22 protein-coding genes are annotated in these 19,415 nt (G+C 61.0%); 11 read left to right on the forward strand and 11 right to left on the reverse strand.

What is annotated here, in order from left to right:
• Positions 1 to 141 precede the first annotated feature (141 nt).
• Entirely contained in the window at positions 142 to 1,245 is a 1,104-nt protein-coding gene (locus AC19YS_RS00290; protein WP_200623790.1) for an NADH:flavin oxidoreductase, read from the forward strand.
• Here AC19YS_RS00290 and AC19YS_RS00295 read toward each other — a convergent pair.
• Together AC19YS_RS00295 and cysZ are read right to left on the reverse strand one after the other, a co-directional pair.
• Positions 1,214 to 2,416, reverse strand: a complete 1,203-nt coding sequence (locus tag AC19YS_RS00295) for a glycosyltransferase family 4 protein (protein WP_119736716.1) — start codon at positions 2,414 to 2,416, stop codon at positions 1,214 to 1,216. The two genes, AC19YS_RS00290 and AC19YS_RS00295, sit on opposite strands and share 32 nt — an antisense overlap.
• 54 nt (positions 2,417 to 2,470) lie before the next feature.
• Positions 2,471 to 3,235, reverse strand: coding sequence for a sulfate transporter CysZ (gene cysZ, locus AC19YS_RS00300; RefSeq protein ID WP_200623792.1), 765 nt, complete (start codon positions 3,233 to 3,235; stop codon positions 2,471 to 2,473).
• Between the two features lie 292 nt (positions 3,236 to 3,527).
• Between cysZ and trxB the strand changes: the two genes are divergently transcribed.
• A complete protein-coding gene (trxB, locus tag AC19YS_RS00305; RefSeq protein WP_200623793.1) occupies positions 3,528 to 4,490 on the forward strand; it encodes a thioredoxin-disulfide reductase in 963 nt (320 codons plus the stop codon).
• Positions 4,491 to 4,673: 183 nt separating this feature from the next.
• Here trxB and AC19YS_RS00310 read toward each other — a convergent pair whose 3' ends face one another.
• From AC19YS_RS00310 to AC19YS_RS00335, 6 genes are all read right to left on the reverse strand, one after another.
• On the reverse strand, positions 4,674 to 5,015 hold the full coding sequence (locus AC19YS_RS00310; protein ID WP_500600598.1) for a HopJ type III effector protein: 342 nt from the start codon (positions 5,013 to 5,015) through the stop codon (positions 4,674 to 4,676).
• Positions 5,008 to 5,304 (reverse strand): DUF1244 domain-containing protein, encoded by a 297-nt coding sequence (locus AC19YS_RS00315; protein WP_106578210.1) that lies wholly within the window; start codon positions 5,302 to 5,304, stop codon positions 5,008 to 5,010. Before AC19YS_RS00315 ends, AC19YS_RS00310 begins: the two co-directional genes overlap by 8 nt.
• Positions 5,305 to 5,388: 84 nt before the next feature.
• A complete protein-coding gene (gene folX, locus AC19YS_RS00320) occupies positions 5,389 to 5,760 on the reverse strand; it encodes a dihydroneopterin triphosphate 2'-epimerase (protein ID WP_003194073.1) in 372 nt (123 codons plus the stop codon).
• Positions 5,761 to 5,762: 2 nt separating this feature from the next.
• The gene (gene folE / locus AC19YS_RS00325) at positions 5,763 to 6,323 is read right to left on the reverse strand and encodes a GTP cyclohydrolase I FolE (RefSeq protein ID WP_053257937.1); all 561 of its coding nucleotides are present in this window, start codon (positions 6,321 to 6,323) and stop codon (positions 5,763 to 5,765) included.
• 20 nt (positions 6,324 to 6,343) lie between these two features.
• Positions 6,344 to 7,054 (reverse strand): dihydromonapterin reductase, encoded by a 711-nt coding sequence (folM, locus tag AC19YS_RS00330; protein WP_200623796.1) that lies wholly within the window; start codon positions 7,052 to 7,054, stop codon positions 6,344 to 6,346.
• A gap of 57 nt (positions 7,055 to 7,111) precedes the next feature.
• Positions 7,112 to 7,672, reverse strand: a complete 561-nt coding sequence (locus AC19YS_RS00335; RefSeq protein WP_200623797.1) for a putative antibiotic biosynthesis monooxygenase — start codon at positions 7,670 to 7,672, stop codon at positions 7,112 to 7,114.
• Positions 7,673 to 7,885: 213 nt separating this feature from the next.
• Between AC19YS_RS00335 and AC19YS_RS00340 the strand changes: the two genes are divergently transcribed.
• Positions 7,886 to 8,836, forward strand: coding sequence for a MerR family transcriptional regulator (locus tag AC19YS_RS00340; protein WP_500600600.1), 951 nt, complete (start codon positions 7,886 to 7,888; stop codon positions 8,834 to 8,836).
• A gap of 2 nt (positions 8,837 to 8,838) precedes the next feature.
• On the opposite strand, the gene AC19YS_RS00345 is transcribed toward AC19YS_RS00340, so the two are convergent.
• Both AC19YS_RS00345 and AC19YS_RS00350 read right to left on the reverse strand, forming a co-directional pair.
• Positions 8,839 to 9,444 carry a hypothetical protein gene (locus tag AC19YS_RS00345; RefSeq protein WP_106578214.1) on the reverse strand — a complete coding sequence of 202 codons (606 nt, stop codon included), beginning with the start codon at positions 9,442 to 9,444 and terminating at the stop codon, positions 8,839 to 8,841.
• Positions 9,445 to 9,502: 58 nt separating this feature from the next.
• Entirely contained in the window at positions 9,503 to 9,970 is a 468-nt protein-coding gene (locus tag AC19YS_RS00350) for a PAS domain-containing protein (protein WP_106578215.1), read from the reverse strand.
• A 129-nt stretch (positions 9,971 to 10,099) separates the two neighbouring features.
• Between AC19YS_RS00350 and AC19YS_RS00355 the strand changes: the two genes are divergently transcribed.
• Positions 10,100 to 10,555 carry a flavodoxin gene (locus AC19YS_RS00355; protein WP_448208842.1) on the forward strand — a complete coding sequence of 152 codons (456 nt, stop codon included), beginning with the start codon at positions 10,100 to 10,102 and terminating at the stop codon, positions 10,553 to 10,555.
• On the opposite strand, the gene AC19YS_RS00360 is transcribed toward AC19YS_RS00355, so the two are convergent.
• Entirely contained in the window at positions 10,536 to 11,432 is an 897-nt protein-coding gene (locus AC19YS_RS00360; RefSeq protein WP_106578217.1) for a LysR family transcriptional regulator, read from the reverse strand. The two genes, AC19YS_RS00355 and AC19YS_RS00360, sit on opposite strands and share 20 nt — an antisense overlap.
• A gap of 98 nt (positions 11,433 to 11,530) precedes the next feature.
• Here AC19YS_RS00360 and AC19YS_RS00365 point away from each other — a divergent pair, with 98 nt between their 5' ends.
• The 7 genes from AC19YS_RS00365 (at position 11,531) to AC19YS_RS00395 (ending at position 19,396) form a co-directional block, all read left to right on the forward strand.
• Positions 11,531 to 11,917: a CidA/LrgA family protein gene (locus tag AC19YS_RS00365; protein ID WP_200623800.1), complete on the forward strand. Its 387-nt coding sequence runs from the start codon at positions 11,531 to 11,533 to the stop codon at positions 11,915 to 11,917.
• A complete protein-coding gene (locus AC19YS_RS00370) occupies positions 11,907 to 12,593 on the forward strand; it encodes an LrgB family protein (protein ID WP_200623801.1) in 687 nt (228 codons plus the stop codon). The genes AC19YS_RS00365 and AC19YS_RS00370 overlap by 11 nt, the downstream gene beginning before the upstream one ends.
• A gap of 150 nt (positions 12,594 to 12,743) precedes the next feature.
• Positions 12,744 to 13,526: a class II aldolase/adducin family protein gene (locus AC19YS_RS00375; RefSeq protein WP_169367593.1), complete on the forward strand. Its 783-nt coding sequence runs from the start codon at positions 12,744 to 12,746 to the stop codon at positions 13,524 to 13,526.
• Positions 13,526 to 14,428 carry an alpha/beta fold hydrolase gene (locus AC19YS_RS00380; RefSeq protein WP_119736739.1) on the forward strand — a complete coding sequence of 301 codons (903 nt, stop codon included), beginning with the start codon at positions 13,526 to 13,528 and terminating at the stop codon, positions 14,426 to 14,428. Before AC19YS_RS00375 ends, AC19YS_RS00380 begins: the two co-directional genes overlap by 1 nt.
• Before the next feature lie 397 nt (positions 14,429 to 14,825).
• Positions 14,826 to 15,737, forward strand: a complete 912-nt coding sequence (locus AC19YS_RS00385) for an SDR family oxidoreductase (RefSeq protein ID WP_500600605.1) — start codon at positions 14,826 to 14,828, stop codon at positions 15,735 to 15,737.
• A gap of 483 nt (positions 15,738 to 16,220) precedes the next feature.
• Entirely contained in the window at positions 16,221 to 18,011 is a 1,791-nt protein-coding gene (locus AC19YS_RS00390; RefSeq protein WP_500600607.1) for a DUF1302 domain-containing protein, read from the forward strand.
• A gap of 26 nt (positions 18,012 to 18,037) precedes the next feature.
• Entirely contained in the window at positions 18,038 to 19,396 is a 1,359-nt protein-coding gene (locus tag AC19YS_RS00395; protein ID WP_200623802.1) for a DUF1329 domain-containing protein, read from the forward strand.
• Positions 19,397 to 19,415: the final 19 nt, after the last annotated feature.

Raw genomic sequence — 19,415 nt, forward strand, 5'->3', positions numbered from 1 at the left:
GGCAACCCCGCTCGCCACGGGTTTTGTGGTGATTCACTTCCTGACTTTTACCCCTTAATCACCCAGATCAATAGTGCTTTCAGGCGCTGCACACTGCTCATATTATCTGCATCATAAATACCTCTTCCGCGGAGTGCTCCCATGCCTGTCCAAGCCTTGTTCAAACCTTTCCAGCTCGGTGCACTGCAACTGTCGACCCGCGTGGTCATGGCGCCCATGACGCGTTCGTTTTCGCCGGGTGGCGTGCCCAATGCCAAGGTCATCGAATACTACCGCCGCCGCGCCGCCGCCGGCGTGGGCCTGATCATCACCGAAGGTACCGTGGTCGGTCATCAGGCCTCCAACGGTTACCCGAACGTTCCGCATTTTTACGGTGAGGCCGCGCTGGCTGGCTGGAAGAAAGTGGTCGACGCCGTACACGCCGAAGGCGGCAAGATCGTGCCGCAACTGTGGCACGTGGGCAGCGTGCGCCGTATCGGCACCGAGCCTGACGCCAGCGTCCCGGCCTACGGCCCGATGGAAAAACTCAAGGACGGCAATGTGGTCGTCCACGGCATGACCACCCAGGACATCCAGGACGTGATCAATGCCTTCGCCCAAGCCGCCAAGGATGCCCAGCGCATCGGCATGGACGGCGTGGAGATCCACGGCGCCCACGGTTACCTGGTCGACCAGTTCTTCTGGGAAGGCAGCAACCAGCGCACCGACGAATACGGTGGCAGTCTGGCCAACCGTTCGCGTTTTGCCATCGAACTGATCCAGGCCATCCGCGCCGCCGTAGGCCCGGACTTCCCGATCATCCTGCGTTTCTCGCAGTGGAAGCAGCAGGACTACACTGCGCGCCTGGTGCAAACACCCGAGGCGCTGGGTGAGTTCCTCAAGCCGTTGTCCGACGCGGGTGTGGATATTTTCCACTGCTCAACCCGTCGTTTCTGGGAGCCGGAATTCGAAGGTTCCGACCTCAACCTGGCCGGTTGGACGCGCCAGCTCACCGGCAAGCCGACCATCACCGTTGGCAGCGTCGGCCTGGACGGCGAGTTCCTGCAGTTCATGGTCAACACCGACAAGGTCGCGCAGCCGGCCAGCCTGGAAAAGCTGCTGGAGCGCCTTAATAACGATGAGTTCGACCTGGTCGCCGTGGGCCGTGCCTTGCTGGTGGATCCGGATTGGGCGGTGAAGGTGCGCGAGGGGCGTGAGGGCGACATCCTGCCGTTCAGTCGTGAGGCGTTGACGACCCTGGTGTAAGAGGCGAAAGGGCGGGCACCGGGTGTCCGTCCTTGCACACTCCGCGTAACTGACGTTCGAACTGTTCGATAATCGCCGGCCAGCCCTGGCGGCTCGCATGTTGGCGAGCGTTCAGGCGCATACGGCGCAGGCTCTCTGCATCTTCCAGCAACCAGTTGGCGGCATCGCAAAACGCAGCCTCATCCCCCGGCATCGCCAGCACGCCGTTGTAGCCATGGCGGATATGCTGGGTTGCGGCCGCCTGATCGTAGGCCACCACCCCCAATCCCGAGGCCATGGCTTCCAGCACCACGTTGCCGAAGGTTTCGGTCAGGCTGGGGAACAGGAACACATCGCCGGAAGCGTAATGCCGGGCCAGTTCTTCACCGCGCAGGGTGCCGCAGAAAATCGCCTCAGGCAGTTCCTTTTCCAGCATCGTGCGTTGGGGGCCATCGCCGACGATGATCAGTTTCATCTGGCGCAACGGATAGGTGTCTTGCAAGGTTTCAAAGCAGCGCTTGAGCAACCCCAGGTTTTTCTCCTGCGCCAGTCGACCTACGTGCAGCACGGCGATCTGCTCAGCGTTCAATGCCCAACTTTCACGCAAGGCGTGGTCGCGTTTCGCTGGGTGGAACAACTGGCTGTCGACCCCGCGCGCCAACATTCCCAGACGCTCGAAATTCCGCCGCTCCAGCTCCAGGCGCTGACTGGTGCTGGGGACCAGCGTCAGCGTCGAACGGTTATGGAACCAGCGCAAATAGTGCGTGACCATGCGGCTGAGCAGGCTCAAACCGTATTGGTTCGAGTACTGCTGGAAGTTGGTGTGAAAGCCACTGACCACGCTGATGCCCAGGCGCCGTGCCGCGCGCAACGCCGACAAGCCCAACGGCCCTTCGGTGGCGATGTAGAGCACGTCGGGGCGCTGACGGGTCCAGCGGCGCAGTAACTTATGCATCGACGACTGGCCCCATTGCAGGCCGGGGTAGCCTGGCAGCGGCCAGCCGCGGCACAGCAGCAGCGCGTCATCGCTGGGGCGGCTCTGATCGCTGCCCTGGCGTGGACGCACTAACTCGACCTGATGGCCGCGCGCGCGCAAACCTTCACACAGGCGGCCAAGGGTATTGGCCACCCCGTTGATCTCTGGCGGGAAGGTTTCGGTGATCAGGGTGATGTGAAGCGAAGCTGTCGTCATGACCCACAGTGTCACCGTGGGCCATGTCGTCATTGTGTCATTGGCATGATGGATTTATGACCGGGTCACTTTCTGCATCGCCATGGCCTCGGCGCCTTGTTCACGCACCCAGAACAGCGTGGCCCCGGCCACCGCCGCTGGCATCATCAGCAGGTTGACCACCGGCACCAGCAGCACCAGATAGACGATGCCGCCGAAGCTCATGCTCTGCCAGCGCTTCTGGCGCAGCCAGGCGAGCATTTCGTTCCAGCCCAGCTTGTGGTTGTCTGCCGGGTAGTCAATGTACTGGATCGCCATCATCCACACGCCGAACAGCAGCCACAACGGCGCGGCGATCAGGTTGACCACCGGAATGAACGACAGGATAACCAGGCCGATGGCGCGTGGCAGGAAGTAGCCCAGCTTGCGCATTTCCCGCGCCAGCGTGCGGGGCACCATCGCCACCAGTTCGCCCCAGCTGAACGGCGGGAAGTCGTCGGTGCCGCGCACCACCACTTCAACTTTCTCGGCGAGAAAGCCGTTGAAGGGCGCCGCGATGATATTCGCCAGCATGGTGAAGGTGAAAAACACCATCAGCACCACCAGCACCACAAACAGCGGCCACAGGATGTAACTGAGGAAACTCAACCAGCCCGGCAGCGTCGGCATCAAGGTGTCGACCCACAGGCTGAACTGATGGCCGGCGAAGTAGATCAAACCGACGAACAGCACCAGGTTGATCGTCAGCGGCAGCACTACAAACAGGCGCAGGCCTGGGCTCAATACCAGTTTGAGGCCTTCGCGCAGGTACTGCGGGCCGGAAAGAGCGGGGGCGGGCATTGGAGAACTCCGAGCAGGATGACAAACGCGCCGACCTTACCGCCTTTGCATCCTGGGTGAAAGCAGCGACATCAGCGGTAACATCTAAGCACAATGGCGTCGATTAATCGGGTGGCAGGGATAGAGACCACCTATGAGCTGGATTGTTATTCCGTATTTCCTTAATCTTGCCCCCCTCTATACGCTGCACCCATTATTTTCAGGATCTGCGAGTTCAAGCCTTCCCCAAGTGCTTCGCGGTCCTTTTTTATTCCAGCCGTTCTGTAGTCCGGACGGTCGATAGGAGTGAGTCATGTCTGATACCCGTCATTCGCGAGTGATTATTCTCGGTTCCGGCCCTGCCGGTTACAGCGCTGCCGTTTACGCTGCCCGAGCCAACCTCAAGCCGCTGCTGATCACCGGCATGCAGGCGGGCGGTCAGTTGACCACCACCACTGAAGTCGACAACTGGCCGGGCGACGTCCATGGCCTGACTGGTCCGGTGCTGATGGAGCGGATGAAAGAACACGCCGAGCGCTTTGAAACCGAGATCGTTTTCGACCACATCAACCAAGTCGACTTCTCGAAAAAGCCTTACAGCCTGACTGGCGACAGCGGTGTGTACACCTGTGACGCGCTGATCATCGCCACTGGCGCCAGCGCCCGTTACCTGGGCCTGCCGTCGGAAGAAGCATTTATGGGCAAAGGCGTATCCGCCTGCGCGACCTGCGACGGTTTCTTCTACCGCAACAAGCCTGTTGCCGTGGTCGGTGGTGGCAACACCGCCGTGGAAGAAGCGCTGTACCTGGCTAACATCGCCAGCACCGTGACCCTGGTTCACCGCCGCGAGACCTTCCGCGCCGAGAAGATTCTGATCGACAAGCTGCACGCCCGTGTCGCTGAAGGCAAGATCATCCTCAAGCTCAACGCCACCCTCGACGAAGTCCTGGGCGACAACATGGGCGTGACCGGCGCTCGCCTGAAAAACAACGACGGCAGCTTCGACGAGCTGAAAGTCGACGGCGTGTTCATCGCGATCGGCCACACCCCGAACACCTCGCTGTTCGAAGGCGTGCTGGAAGCCAAAGACGGTTACCTGGTGGTGCAAGGCGGCCGTGAGGGCAATGCCACCGCAACCAACATCGAAGGCATCTTTGCCGCCGGTGACGTGGCTGACCACGTCTATCGCCAGGCCATCACCTCGGCCGGCGCCGGCTGCATGGCGGCCCTGGACGCCGAGCGTTACCTCGACGGTTTGAAGAACGCTTCGTTCTAAACCCGTTGAAATGAAAAAACCGGCTGCGAGGCCGGTTTTTTTATGTCTGCGATTTATGCAACACCGCCGTTCAAATGTGGGAGCGGGCTTGCTCGCGAATACGGTGTATCAGTCACCAGACGTATTGACTGACACTCTGCATTCGCGAGCAAGCCCGCTCCCACATTTTGATCTATGCCTGACTCAGGATTTGCGGGTCAGTGGCTGTGCGGCGAACTTCACACCCGCCAACCCATGCTCGATCAGCGCACGAATGTTGCCGTGATCGCTGCCTTCAGGCGTAGCCACCACCGAGCGGTAATGCTCGCCAAACGCCAGCAGCGCTTCCTGATCGCTCAAGCCTTCCAGCAACGCCAGGCCCAGGGTCTTGCACGACCCTTCGTTCTGCCCGGCGGCGTTTTCCACGTTGCCATTGGTGAAGGCTTGCGGCTGGTAGTCGTAACCCGTGGCTACAAAAGCCAAGGTGTCAGCAAAGGCATGTTCGCCGCTGTTGAGGCTGGCGCGCAGGGTGTTCAAATCAGTCATGGGTTTTTCCTTTGGCAAACGCCGCCTGTTGCTCGGCATTGGCTTCTTTCTGGTATTGGGCTTTCCACTCGGCGTACGGCATGCCGTACACCACTTCACGGGCGTCATCGAGGCTCAGCTCGATGTGGCGCTCATCGGCCTCGGCCTTGTACCACTTGGACAAGCAGTTACGGCAGAAGCCCGAGAGGTTCATCAGGTCGATGTTCTGTACATCCTTGCGGCTGTCCAGGTGTGCAACCAGCCGGCGGAAGGCGGCGGCTTCAAGTTCGAGGCGTTGTTGATCGTTCATGGTGGTCTCTTTGAGACAGCTTCAAGCGGGCAAGCTTCAAGCTGCAAGTTGGAGTGTGGTCGGCCTTTAGCTTAGCGCTTGCAGCTAGCGGCTTGCAGCTAGCGTTATCGACACCGACTCGGCAAAGCGCAGCGCGTGAGGCTTGTCCACTTCGACTTCGGCGTACAGCACCGACTCGTTGCTCATCACCAGGTCCAGCAGCTCCTGGGTCAGGCGCTCGAGCAGGGCGAAGCGGTTGCCTTCGACGTGGGCGATGATGGCCTTGGTGATGGTGCGGTAGTTCAGCGCGTGATCGATGTCGTTGTCGCGCACGGCTTCCTGGGCGGCGTACAGGATGGTCAGGTTGATCAGCACGTCCTGCTTGTTGAGGATCTCGTCCTCGTTGATGCCGATAAAGGTGCGCAGGCACAGGTCCTTGACCCGGATGCGCGCCATGCCTGGTTGAAGTTGTGGCATTGCTACTTGCTCCGTCCAATCAGTTGCAGGAACTCCATGCGGGTGGTGTTCGACTCGCGGAACGCGCCGAGCATCACCGAGGTGTTCATGGTTGAATTCTGTTTTTCCACGCCGCGCATCATCATGCACATGTGCTTGGCTTCGATCACCACTGCCACGCCGGCGGCCTGGGTGACCTGCTGAATCGCGTCGGCAATTTGCCGCGTGAGGTTTTCCTGGATCTGCAGGCGTCGCGCGTACATGTCGACAATGCGCGCCAGCTTCGACAGCCCGAGCACCTTGCCGGTCGGAATATAGGCCACATGGGCCTTGCCGATAAAGGGCAGCAAATGGTGCTCGCACAGCGAATACAGCTCGATGTCCTTAAGGATCACCATTTCGTCATTGTCGGACGCGAACAGCGCACCGTTGACGATTTCGTCCAGGTTCTGCTCGTAGCCGTGACACAGGTACTGCATGGCCTTGGCAGCGCGCTTGGGGGTGTCGAGCAAGCCTTCGCGTTCCGGGTCTTCGCCCAGGCCTTTGAGAATTTCGCGGTAGTGTTGGGGCAGGGACAAGGTCATACAACATCCTCACAAACGGCTTACTTGATATGCCGCCCGCCGTTGACGGTCAGGGTGGTACCGGTGACATAAGGGTTGTCCAGCAGGTAACGCACGCTCTGGTAGATCACCTCGGGCCCGGGTTCGATGCCCAGTGCCGATTTGGCCAGGACGTTGGCGCGGTAGGCCGCGTCGTCGCCCTCGTTGAACATCACCATCGCCGGCGCAATGCCATTGACCTTGATCAGCGGCGCGAACTGCGCAGCAAACGACAACGTGAGGCTGTCGAGCCCGGCCTTGGTGGCGCAATAGGCAATATGCTGGCGGCTGCCTTTGCGCACTACGTCGTCGCTGATATGCACGATATCGGCAGGTGAAGAGCGTTGCAGCAAGGGTGAACAATGCAGGTTGATCAGGTACGGCGCAAGCATGTGCACGCTGAACATGTCGGTAAACGCGCGGCTTTCGTCGCCGGGCGTTTCCGCGACCCACGCCGATGCGTTATGGATGATCGCGCGCAGGCTGTTGGTGTGGGTTTGCAGTTGGGCGATGAAGGCCAGAATCCCGGCTTCACTGGAGAAGTCGGCAAACACGGCGACCGCGCCACGCTCGCGCAAGGCCTCAACGCCTGGACGCTCGCTGCGGTAGCTGAAAATAACCGGCTGGCCCTCGTCCAGCAGGCGCTCGGCGCAATGCAGGCCGACACGCTGGCCGGCACCAGTGATCAGGATCGGGGCGTTCGTTGCAGTCATGGGAGGCTCAAGTCGCTGGCAGGCTGAAACTATACCAGCGACCGGCCGCCCCTGTACTCAAGCGGCAGCTTCGGCGACCTTGCGCGTCGGCGGTGTGGGGTGCAGCCAGTGCGCCAGCAGGTGCGTCGACAGGGGAATGAACCAGAAAACCATCAAGGGCGTGAGCGCCAAAGTGCTGACCAGCACGCGTGGGGCCAGGTCCAATTCGTTGAGCAGCGGCCCCAGGACGAAGTTGAACAGTAGCGACACCGGGAAAAACGCCAGCCAGATCGCCACAGCCTGTTTCCAGCGCGGCGGCCGTGCACCCACGGCGCCGAACCAGCCATCGATGCCACTGACGCGATGCTCGGACGGGTCGGCGAACAGCTCGCTGCCACGGCTCAACCAGGCACTGCGCGAGGCGGAAAACTCCCAGGCGTGCAGGGTTTTTTCGTCGGCAAAGCGGAAGATGATTTGAAACTCGTCGTCGTGGGGCGGCGGAGCCAGTACACCGGAACCCAGGTAACCGGGGAAGTCAGTGGCCAATTGCTCGCCTTCACGCAGCCAGGCCATCAATTCTTCATAACGCCCTTTGGCCACGCGGCGCGCAACCATCAAGGTGACAGGGGAGGTAGACATTGTGTATCTCCAAATAATCAGGTGCGCTGAGCCGGGTAGACGGCGCACAAAGGTGGCGGCCGGGTAGGCCATCACCTGAAAAACAGGCAAGGATTATTCCTGTTTTGCAAAAATACGCCAGTGACATTGGTCAGAAGGGTGCGGGCCTTGAAAAGGATAAGTGGAAAGGCGTTAAATGGGATCCAAATCTACATGGATGTTTTTTGATCCCCGATGCCCGAAATTACTGCTCCTGTTCACGAAATCGCCCACGGCAGCCTTGCCGATTCCAGCGAGCTTTTTCCGATTCGTGAAGTCTCGAGATTGACAGGTGTCAATCCGGTCACCTTGCGAGCCTGGGAGCGACGGTATGGCCTGATCCAGCCCGCGCGCACCGAAAGTGGGCATCGCCTCTACTCCAGGACCGATATTGAGACCGTCAACAGGATTCTCGATTGGATTGAGCGCGGCGTTGCGGTAAGCAAAGTCGGCAAGATCCTCGCCCGCGATGATCAGCAAGCCGATGTGGTTCGCGCCGAGCGAGACTCGATCGAGGACACGCAATGGCAAACGCGGTTGAGGCAGGCCATCAGTGCTTTCGATGATCGCGCCCTTGAACACCTGTACAGCCAGTTGTCAGCGACCTACCTGCCGAGTGTGGCGTTTCAAGACATCCTCATGCCCCTTTGGAGCAACTTGCTGCGTCATCAAGGCCGCTTCGGCCAAGCCAGCGAGTGGTTATTTTTCGATGCTTTCCTGCGTGAGCAAGCCTGGCTGCGCTTGCAACTGGGCAGCGGCTCGCCCGGGTCCCTGGTCTTGCTGGCGGCGTTGCCCGGCGAATGCCGTAAGTTGGAATTGCTGGTGGCGGCGCTATTGGTCGGCCGGCAGGATTTGCCCATGAAGGTGCTGGAAGTGGGTCAGCCCCTGGACGAACTGACATTGGTCTGTGAAAAAATCCGGCCCCAGGCGCTCGTCATCTTCTCCAACCATTCACACAACCATGAGCTGGCCGAGCGCCTGAGTCGCTTGGCGATGACGCTCAATTGCCCACTGTTTCTGGCGGGCGCCGCGTCTGACTTCGCCGAAAAAGACCTGGCAGGTTCCTCGGTCGGCTGCCTGGGCAGCGATGGGCTTGTGATGCAGCGCCGCTTGCAACAGTTTCTGAGTGGGCAGCTGGATACCTGAAGTCAGGCGTGTACGTGCGGATGAACCAGGCGATGCTGGTGCAGGATGAACTGGCGCAGCCGCTCGATTTCATCCGCATCGCTTTGGCTCAGGCGGTAAGCGAATAAGCCGCGGGCCGTTTCCCGCTCCAGCGCGCCGCGCAAGGCAATGCGTTCGTAGCCGGACGGGCTGAACCACAGAGAAAAGGTTTTCGGCGGTTTGACCCGGCCACGAATCTCAACCAGCACGCCTTTGAATGACACCTCGTGAACCCATAACGCGGCAGGGTTGCCCTTGACGTTTTCCAGTGCCACCGGTGCTTCAAGGGCCAGACGCCACGGCCGGATCATCGGCCCGTCTTCAAAAATGCTCGGCACGCCCAGGCGCAGATGAACTGCGTGAAACTCGTCTTCTACCAGGTGCAGCGGGAACGTGAGTTGCTGGTTGTCGAACTGCGCCTGGATGGTGACGTGGTCGTGAGCGGCCAAGCGCGTGAGCAAATCACGAATCTGTGCACCGCCGTTGACCGTCAGGCTCGACCACGCATCCCGCAGGTTGAGCTGCGGGTTGTGCTGCATGTCCTGGATAAAATCCAGTTCGTCCTGCGTCAAAAGCGCGTCGCGGTGCATTGATGGAGCTCAACGATGAGACATTAAAAAGCCATTATCGCTCTAAAGACCGTGTTTTTTACACTTTGTTAATTCCGCTCGTCGCTTTGAGCGCCGCCAACTCGCCTTTAAGCTCGGCCACCTGTGCTTCCAGCTGGGCCACGCGTAGTTGTGCTTTCACCTGCGCGCTGACGTCTTTTTGCACGCCCACAAAATAGGTCTGCTTGTCGGCTTCGTTGTAAACCGTCGACAGCGATAGCTCGTTCCAGAAAGGCGCGCCGTCCTTGCGGTAGTTGCGCAGGATCTCCCGGCACGAACCGCCGCTGTCGAGGGCTTCACGAATCGCCATCAAGGCTGGCTGGTCGCGGTCGCCCGCCTGCAGGAAGCGGCAATCCTGATACAGGATGTCGTCCAGTGCATAGCCGGTCATGCGCTCGAAGGCCGGGTTAACGTAGATCAGCGGCTTGTCTTTGCCTTCGCGTTCGGCGACGACGATGCCGTCGTTGGAGGCGTTGATGACCAGCTGCATCAGTTTGGCGTTAATCATTGAGCGGTCCATGGCTTGTTTTTAGAGACTGCAGTGTATGGCATGCCCTGAATGTTGCGCGGCATGCGCCGAAATATTTGCGCCAGCTGCTAACATCCCACGCTTTGGCTCAACTACAGGATCAGATTGATGAAAGTCGCTATCCTTTCCGGCTCGGTCTACGGCACCGCTGAAGAAGTCGCTCGCCACGCCGCCGGCATCCTCAACGCGGCCGGTTTTGAAGCCTGGCACAACCCGCGCGCCACCTTGGCCGATGTGCAGGCCTTTGCTCCTGAAGCCTTTCTGGCGGTAACATCCACCACCGGCATGGGCGAGCTGCCTGACAACCTGCAACCGCTGTATTCGAGCATCCGTGACCAACTCCCAGCCGCCTGGCGCGGGCTGCCCGGTGCCGTCATCGGGCTGGGCGACGCCAGCTACGGCGACACCTTCTGCGGCGGCGGCGAGCAAATGCGCGAGCTGTTCGGCGAGTTGGGCGTGCGCGAAGTGCTGCCGATGCTGCGCCTGGACGCCAGCGAAAGCGTCACCCCGGAAGCCGATGCAGAACCGTGGCTGGCCGAGCTGGTCACTGCACTGCGCGGTTGACCGGGAATTCACGCAGCAGCGCCAGCCAGGCCTGGGCGGCTTTGGACAGATAAGCGCCCTCACGCCAGATAAAGGCAATGTCCCAGCGCAGGAAGTCCGGCGCCTTGAGTGTCAGGCGCACCACGCCCGGTCGCACCAACCCGCGGGCGACCACGCTGGGCAACAGCACCACGCCCTGACCGGCCGCGACCAGGGCGACGAGAAAGTCCGCCTGGCCGCTACGGCCGATCTCCTTCGGCGTAAAGCCCAATTGCTGACAAGCCTGCATCAGTCGGTCATTGAGCACAAAACTGCGTTGGTACATCAGGAAGGGCGTGTCCGCCAGTTCCTCCAGGCGTACCTGGGCATTCTCGGCCAATGGGTGATCCATCGGCAGCAAGGCATCCAGCGGCTCGTCGCAAAAGGGTTGCCAGGCAAAGGCCGGATCACTGGGCATCAGCGTACCACCCACGTCCAGCTCACCACTGAGAATCGCCTGCTCGATCGTGCGGCTGCCGCCTTCGAGCAATTGGATGGTGACCTTGGGGTAACGCCTGCGGTACTCGGCAAACAGCCCGGCAAACAGCGTGTCGCCCGCCAACAGCGGCAAGCCCAGGCGCAGCTCGCCACGGGCCAGTTGCTGCATATCATCGAGCTCACTGAGCAGTTCTGTTTGCAGGCGCAACATGGCTTCGGCGCGCTGCAACACCACCTCGCCGGCGGCCGTCAGGCGAATGTGCGAGCCCGTGCGTTCCAGCAGCGGCGTGCCCAGGCTCTGCTCCAACTGTGCCACTTGTTTGCTGACGGCCGATTGGCTGATGTGCAAGGTTTTACCGGCCTGGGTAAAGCCGCCCCGACGGATCACTTCGACAAAACTGCGCAGCTGTTTGAATTCCATAGGCCTGATTCCAGTTTGGAATAGCTGGCAGTCTAACAATTCGCTGTGGGGATGGGGGAGGCGTCTTTAAACTGAGCGCCTGTGAGGATCAAACGCTTATGAATCGTTTCAGCTTCAAACATATCGCCCGCCTGCTGACTGAGCTGGTTGTGCTGCTGGCTATCTATTTTCTGGGTACCCAGCTTGCTGTGTGGTTGGCTTGGCCCATACCCGGTGGCGTGGTGGGCTTGGGCCTGTTGCTGGCGACATTCGCCACCGGCCTGGTCAAGCCGGCCGCCCTGCAACTGGGCGCCGGGGTGTTGATGGCAGAGATGCTGCTGTTTTTTATTCCCGCACTGATGAGCCTGCTTGATTACGGCGGCCTGGTGCGTAACGACGGCTGGCGCATCCTGCTGGTGATCGGTTTCAGCACACTGTCGGTGATGCTGGTGACGGCTTTCACCGTAGAGATGGTCTGCCGCTGGAGCATGCGCCGTGAAGCTTGAGTTGATGCCGGTGTTCTGGCTCGCCCTGACCTTGGGCGCCTATGTCTTCAGCCGCTGGATCTATCGCCGCACCGGGCGCTACGTGCTGTCGCCCTTGATCCTCGTACCGGCGCTGCTGTTGGCGGTGGCCGCGCCGATGCACACGGCGTACGCCGAATATGCCGCCGACACCCACTGGCTGATGCTGGTGCTGGGCCCGGTCACCGTGGCGTTTGCGGTGCCGATCTGGCAACAACGCCGCTTGCTGGCGCGTCATTGGTCGGCGTTGCTGCTGGGCATGGTCGCCGGCAGCGCGGCCTCCATCGGCACCTCGTTCGGGCTGGCCAAGGCGCTGGCATTGAACAGCTCGGTGACGATGTCGCTGTTGCCGCGCTCGATCACCACGCCGTTTGCCATGCCGGTTTCCTCTGACCTGGGCGGTGTACCGGAACTCACCGCTGTGTTTGTGATGTTCACCGGCGTGTTCGGCGCCATGCTCGGCGGCGTGCTGCTCAAGTGGTTGCCGTTGCGCACGCCCCTGGCGCGTGGCGCGTTGTTTGGTGTGGGCGCTCATGGCGCGGGCGTCAGCCGGGCGCAGGAAGTGGGCGGTGAAGAGGGCTCGGTCGCGGGCCTGGTGATGGTGTTGACGGGCTTGCTCAACCTGTTCGCCGTGCCTTTATTGGCGGCGCTTCTCTGACGCGGCGCCCGCTGACTTCAACTATTCTTGTTGCTGACTCGTTCGGTCATCAAGCTGGCTGCGAAGGCGACTACTTGCGCGATAGCGTCTGACTAGACTGGCCCTTCACTCAAAAAAACAATAAGAAAATGTGCCAAGGAGGTCGTTGCCGTGAGCCTAGCCCCCGTTCTATCGCCACAGAATGTCAAAGACCAGGTCAGCGCTGCCGAATGGCAAGCCCGTGTCGACCTGGCCGCCTGTTATCGCCTGGTCGCGCTGCATGGCTGGGATGACCTGATCTTCACGCATATTTCGGCCAAGGTGCCGGGCACCGATGATTTTCTGATCAACCCCTACGGGCTGATGTTTCACGAGATCACGGCGTCGAGCCTGGTCAAGGTCGACCAGGCCGGCAACAAGCTGATGGACAGCCCCTACGAGATCAACCCCGCGGGCTACACGATCCACAGCGCCATCCATGACGTGCGCCACGACGTGGCCTGCGTGATACACACCCACACGCCCGCCGGTGTTGCTGTTTCGGCGCAGAAGCAGGGCGTGTTGCCGATCAGCCAGCAATCGTTGTTCGTGCTCGCAAGCCTGGCGTATCACGCCTACGAAGGTGTGGCGCTCAACCATGAAGAAAAGGCGCGCTTGCAGGCAGACCTGGGCGACAACAATTTCCTGATGCTGCACAACCATGGCCTGCTGACCTGCGGCGGCACCATCGCTGACACGTTCCTGATGATGTTTATCTTCCAACGCGCCTGCGATATCCAGGTGCTGGCGCAAAACGGCGCGGCTGAGTTGATTGCCATCGAGCCGCAGATTCTTGCCGGGTCCAGGGCTATGGTGGCCGCGGTCACCAAGAGCGCTCAGGGTATGGGCGGCGCGCTGGCCTGGCCCGCGCTGCTGCGTAAATTGGACCTGCAAGATCCCGGGTATAAAAGCTGATGCCACTCGCCGAAATCCCGCTCAGAGCCTGGCGCAAACGCGCTCAGGAATTCGTCTTCCGTGGTCGTACGATCCGTTACTGGGTGGCCGGGCAGGGCGAGCCACTGCTGTTGATTCATGGTTTCCCCACGGCCAGTTGGGACTGGCACTACCTGTGGCAGCCGCTGGCCCAGCGCAACCTGGTGATTGCCTGCGACATGCTGGGGTTCGGCGACTCGGACAAGCCGGTGGATCACGAATATTGCCTGTTGGAGCAGGCCGACCTGCAGCAGGCGTTGCTCGACCACCTGCGCGTGGAGCAACCGGTGCATGTGTTGGCCCATGACTACGGCGACAGCGTCGCCCAGGAATTACTCGCCCGTCATTACGAAGGCCGTTTTCCGATGGCCAGTTGCGTATTCCTCAACGGCGGGCTGTTCCCGGAAACCCATCGCCCGGCGTTGGTGCAAAAACTGCTGCTCAGCCCGCTTGGCTGGATGATCGGCCGTGCCTTCGGGCGCAATGCCTTGTCGAACAGCTTCAGCCAGATTTTTGGCCCGAATACGCGGCCCAGTGAAAGCGCGCTGGATGATTTCTGGAGCCTGATCAGTTGCAATGACGGCACGCGCATCCTGCACAAACTGATTGCCTACATTCCCCAGCGCCGCCGCTTGCGGGAGCGCTGGGTGGACGCGTTGCAGCGCGGCGAGGTGCCGTTGCGCGTGATCGACGGCGAAGTCGACCCGATCTCTGGTGTGCATATGGTGGAGCGTTATCACCAGTTGGTGCCGCACGCCGACACGGTGTTGCTGGCCAATATCGGTCACTACCCGCAGATAGAAGCGCCGGTACTGGTGCTCAAGCATTACCTGGCGTTTCGCGAGCGCGTCGGCCAGCCCGCGCCACGGGTGGCCTATTCCTGAGCCACCCGTTGTGGCGAATGAGCTTGTTGTGGTGCGCCAGGCTTACATTAGCGAGCGGGCTTGCTGTGGCGAGCGGGCTTGCCCCGCGTTGGGGCGCGAAGCGGCCCTGAAACCTGCCACCGCGATACACCAGAACACTGTGCAGTAACCTTATCGGGGCGGCTTCGCCACCCAACGCGGGGCAAGCCCGCTCGCCACAAGAGGCCTGCTGCTCAGCAAGCCTGCTTACCACAGCAGACTCGCTCGCCACTGAGAAGGCGACGCCCTGCGAAAACCTGGGACGCACAATCATCCCGCTGCCTTATCGAGCACCATTCAGCCTCGGCCGACTTTATTGTGACCGGAGGCTGTGTGCCTGACACTCACGCCATTGCCATTGTCGCCAGCGGAGTTCGGTATGAGTGAGTCAGTGCAGTTCCAGGATAAGGTCGTGATCATCACCGGTGCCGGCGGCGGGTTGGGCCGTGCGCATGCGCTGCTGTTCGCCCGACACGGGGCCAAGGTGCTGGTCAATGACCTCGGCGGTTCCACTCAAGGCGAGGGCGCCAACGCCTCGGCCGCCGATCGCGTGGTCGCCGAAATCCGCGAAGCGGGCGGCATTGCCGAAGCCAACCATGACTCCGTCACCGACGGTGACAAAATCGTGCAGAACGCGCTCGATGCATTCGGCCGCATCGATGTGGTGGTCAACAACGCCGGCATCCTGCGCGACAAGACCTTCCACAAAATGGACGACGGCGGCTGGGACCTGGTGTATCGGGTGCATGTCGAGGGTGCCTACAAAGTGACCCGCGCTGCCTGGCCGCATTTGCGTGAGCAAGGTTATGGCCGGGTGATCTTCACCGCGTCCACTTCGGGCATCTATGGCAACTTCGGTCAATCCAACTACGGCATGGCCAAGCTGGGCTTGTACGGCTTGACCCGCACCCTGGCGCTGGAAGGGCGCAAGAACAATATTCTGGTCAATGCCATCGCCCCCACCGGCGGCACGCGCATGACCGAAGGCCTGATCCCGCCGCAAGTGTTCGACCGCCTCAAGCCGGAGCTGGTCAGCCCGTTGGTGGTGTACCTGGGCAGCGAGGCGTGCCAGGAAACCTCCGGCCTGTTTGAAGTGGGCGGCGGCTGGATCGGCAAGACCCGCTGGGAGCGCAGCCTGGGTGTAGGGTTTGACCCCGAAGCCGGGTTTTCACCCGATGATGTGGCTGCGCATTGGGCGCAGATCTGCGACTTCGAAGGCGCCGCGCACCCCAAGGACAATATCGAGGCATTGAAGGAGATGATGGCCAACTTGCAGAAATTCAGCCTCTGATCGTTGCTCGAACACTATCGAATACCGCGGGGCGCTGATGGCGCCCCGTTTTCGTTCAGGCATAAAAAAGGCCGCTGCATAGGCAGCGGCCGAAGTAAGACGTTGGATCAAGGAGCGACAAATCAACGTCAGTGAACACGGGTAACAGATTGAATAAATTAGCCAATCCGTCGAAATTCAGCTGTTCTCTCCAGGTTGGGAGCGGGCCGTTTGCCCTGAGAGCGAGGTAAGAATAGTCGGTTGTAACAAATTGAGTAATAGCGGTTCAAGACAAGGACTGTTACCAAATTGGCAACAGTCGCGCCGCAGGCCATCCATTCCCCTGATAACGCGCTATCTACCCCAGTCATGGGCCGGTCAAAACCCCGGCCAGAGCGGCTGCTAATCCTTTCGAGCGACACTGCGAATACCCCTTTGGTGCGCTTATCGCTCCTCGCGGGCGGCAGTAGGGTGGGGCCTTCTGTCACTCACCGGGGAAGACGCATGACAAAAACAACAATGCGCGCCATCTTCACGCCACAGGCGCTCGCCGCGGCGGTTGCACTGGGCTGCTGCGCCCAGGCACAGGCTGTTTCGTTCAACATTGGCGAGATCGAAGGGCAATTCGATTCTTCGCTGTCGGTCGGCGCCAGCTGGGGCATGCGCGATGCCGACAAAAAGCTGGTGGGCATTCCCAATGGCGGCACGGGTCAGGCGTCCACCGGGGATGACGGGCGGCTGAACTTCAAGAAGGGCGAAACCTTCTCCAAGATCTTCAAAGGCATTCACGACCTGGAGCTCAAGTACGGCGACAGCGGCGTGTTTGTGCGCGGCAAGTACTGGTACGACTTCGAACTGCAGGACGAAGACCGCAAGTTCAAGCAGATCAGCAATCACCATCGCGACGAAGGCGCGCGGTCGTCCGGCTATGAGCTGCTGGATGCCTTCGTCTATCACAACTATTCGATTGGCGACCTGCCCGGCAACGTGCGCGTCGGCAAGCAGGTCGTCAGCTGGGGCGAAAGTACGTTCATCGGTAACTCGATCAACAGCATCAACCCCATCGACGTGTCGGCCTTTCGTCGCCCCGGTGCCGAAATCAAGGAAGGCCTGATCCCGGTGAACATGCTGTTCGCGTCCCAGAGCCTCACCAACCAGCTGTCGGTGGAAGGTTTCTACCAGTTGAACTGGGAAAACACCGTGGTGGACAACTGCGGCACCTTCTTCGGCAACGACGTGGTTGCTCACGGCTGCAACAACAACTACACCGTCGCCAGCCCGGCGATTGCGCCGCTGCAGCCGGTGGCGGCCGCGTTCGGCCAGGGCTTTCAAGTCACGCGCGAAGGCGTGGTGGTGCAGCGTGCCAAAGACCGCGAAGCCCGCGATGGCGGGCAGTTCGGGGCGGCCTTGCGCTGGCTTGGCGATGACACCGAGTACGGCCTGTACTTCATGAATTACCACAGCCGCACACCCACCGTGGGCACGATCACCGCCAACACCAACCTGGCCACCATCGGGCGTATCGCGGCCACCGCCAACGCCATCGCGCCCGGCAGCGGCTCGGGCCTGGCCCAGAGCACCATGCTCGGTCGTGGTCAGTACTACCTCGACTACCCGGAAGACATCCGTCTGTACGGCGCCAGTTTCTCCACCACCTTGCCCACCGGCACGGCGTGGACCGGCGAGATCAGCTACCGCCCGAATGCGCCGGTGCAGCTCAACACCACCGACTTGACGCTGGCGTTGGTCAACCCGATTGCCGGCCAAACCGCCTCGCCGATCCGCAGCTCGTTCGGCTCGGATAACTCAGGCTACCGCCGCAAGGAAATCACCCAGATCCAAAGCACCATGACCCAGTTCTTCGATCAGGTGCTGGGCGCCGAACGTCTGACATTGGTGGGCGAGGCGGCCTATGTGCACGTCGGCGGCCTGGAGGCCAAAACCAAACTGCGCTACGGCCGCGACTCGGTGTATGGCGCCTATGGTTTCGGCGGCGATACCGACGGCTTCGTCACCGCCAATTCCTGGGGTTATCGCGCCCGCGCAATCCTGGATTACAACAACGTGTTTGCCGGGGTGAACCTCAAGCCCAACCTGTCCTGGTCCCATGACGTCAGCGGCTATGGGCCGAACGGGATATTCAACGAAGGCGCCAAGGCGATCAGCGTCGGTGTGGACGCGGATTACCGCAACACCTACACCGCCAGCCTGAGCTACACCGATTTTTTTGGCGGCGACTACAACACCCTCACCGACCGCGACTTTATCGCCCTCAGCTTCGGCGTGAACTTCTGATCTGCTTTAAGGAAGGACAACAACCTATGCGTAAGATATTTGCAGTGATGGCCCTGAGTCTGCTGGCCGCCCACGTGATGGCGGCGGTATCGCCCGAAGAGGCCGCCAAGCTTGGCACCACCCTGACGCCGGTCGGCGCTGAAAAAGCCGGCAACGCCGACGGCTCGATCCCGGCCTGGACCGGCGGCATCCCCAAAAACGCCGGCGCGGTGGACAGCAAGGGTTTTCTGGCCGACCCATTTGCCAATGAAAAACCGCTGTTCGTGATCACCGCCGCCACGGTCGACAAGTACAAAGACAAGCTCTCCGACGGCCAGGTGGCGATGTTCAAGCGCTACCCCGAAACCTACAAGATCCCGGTGTACCCAACCCACCGCACGGTCAACCTGCCGCCGGACATCTACGAGTCGATCAAGCGCAGCGCGCTCAACGTGCATGCGATCAACGACGGCAATGGCCTGGAGAATTTCACCGGCAACCGCTACTACGCGTTCCCGATTCCGAAGAATGGTGTGGAAGTGCTGTGGAACCACATCACCCGCTACCACGGCGGCAACCTCAAACGCATCATCACCCAGGCGACTCCGCAAACGAATGGCAGCTACACGCCGATCCGTTTCGAGGAAGAAGTGGCAGTGCCGCAAGCCATCCCGGACATCGACCAGGCCAAGGCGGCCAACGTGCTGAGCTTCTTCAAGCAATCGGTCACCGCCCCGGCACGTCTGGCGGGCAACGTGCTGTTGGTGCACGAAACCCTCGACCAAGTGAAGGAACCGCGCCTGGCCTGGATCTACAACGCCGGCCAGCGCCGGGTTCGCCGCGCGCCGCAAGTCTCCTACGACGGCCCGGGCACCGCTTCCGACGGCCTGCGCACCACCGACAACTTCGACATGTTCTCTGGCGCGCCCGACCGCTACGACTGGAAGCTGGTCGGCAAAAAAGAGATCTACATCCCCTACAACAGCTACAAGCTCGATTCGCCGACCCTCAAGTACGACGACATCATCAAGGCCGGGCACATCAACCAGGACCTGACCCGCTACGAACTGCACCGCGTGTGGGAAGTGATCGGCACCGTCAAGCCGAGCGAACGGCACATCTACGCCAAGCGCCACATGTACATCGACGAAGACAGCTGGCAGGTCGCGCTGGTTGATCACTACGACGGCCGTGGCCAACTGTGGCGGGTTGCCGAGGGCCACGCGCAGTTTTACTACGACCATCAGGTGCCGGCCTACACCGTGGAAACGCTGTACGACATCATCGCCGGGCGCTACATCGCGCTGGGCATGAAAAACGAGGAGAAGAGCAGCTTCGTGTTCGGCTTTGCGGCCAAGGCGGCGGATTACACACCGGCAGCGTTGAGGTCTGAGGGCGTGCGCTGATCCGGGACCAAACTGGGAT

It is taken from the genome of Pseudomonas sp. MF08831 (genome assembly GCF_059862645.1).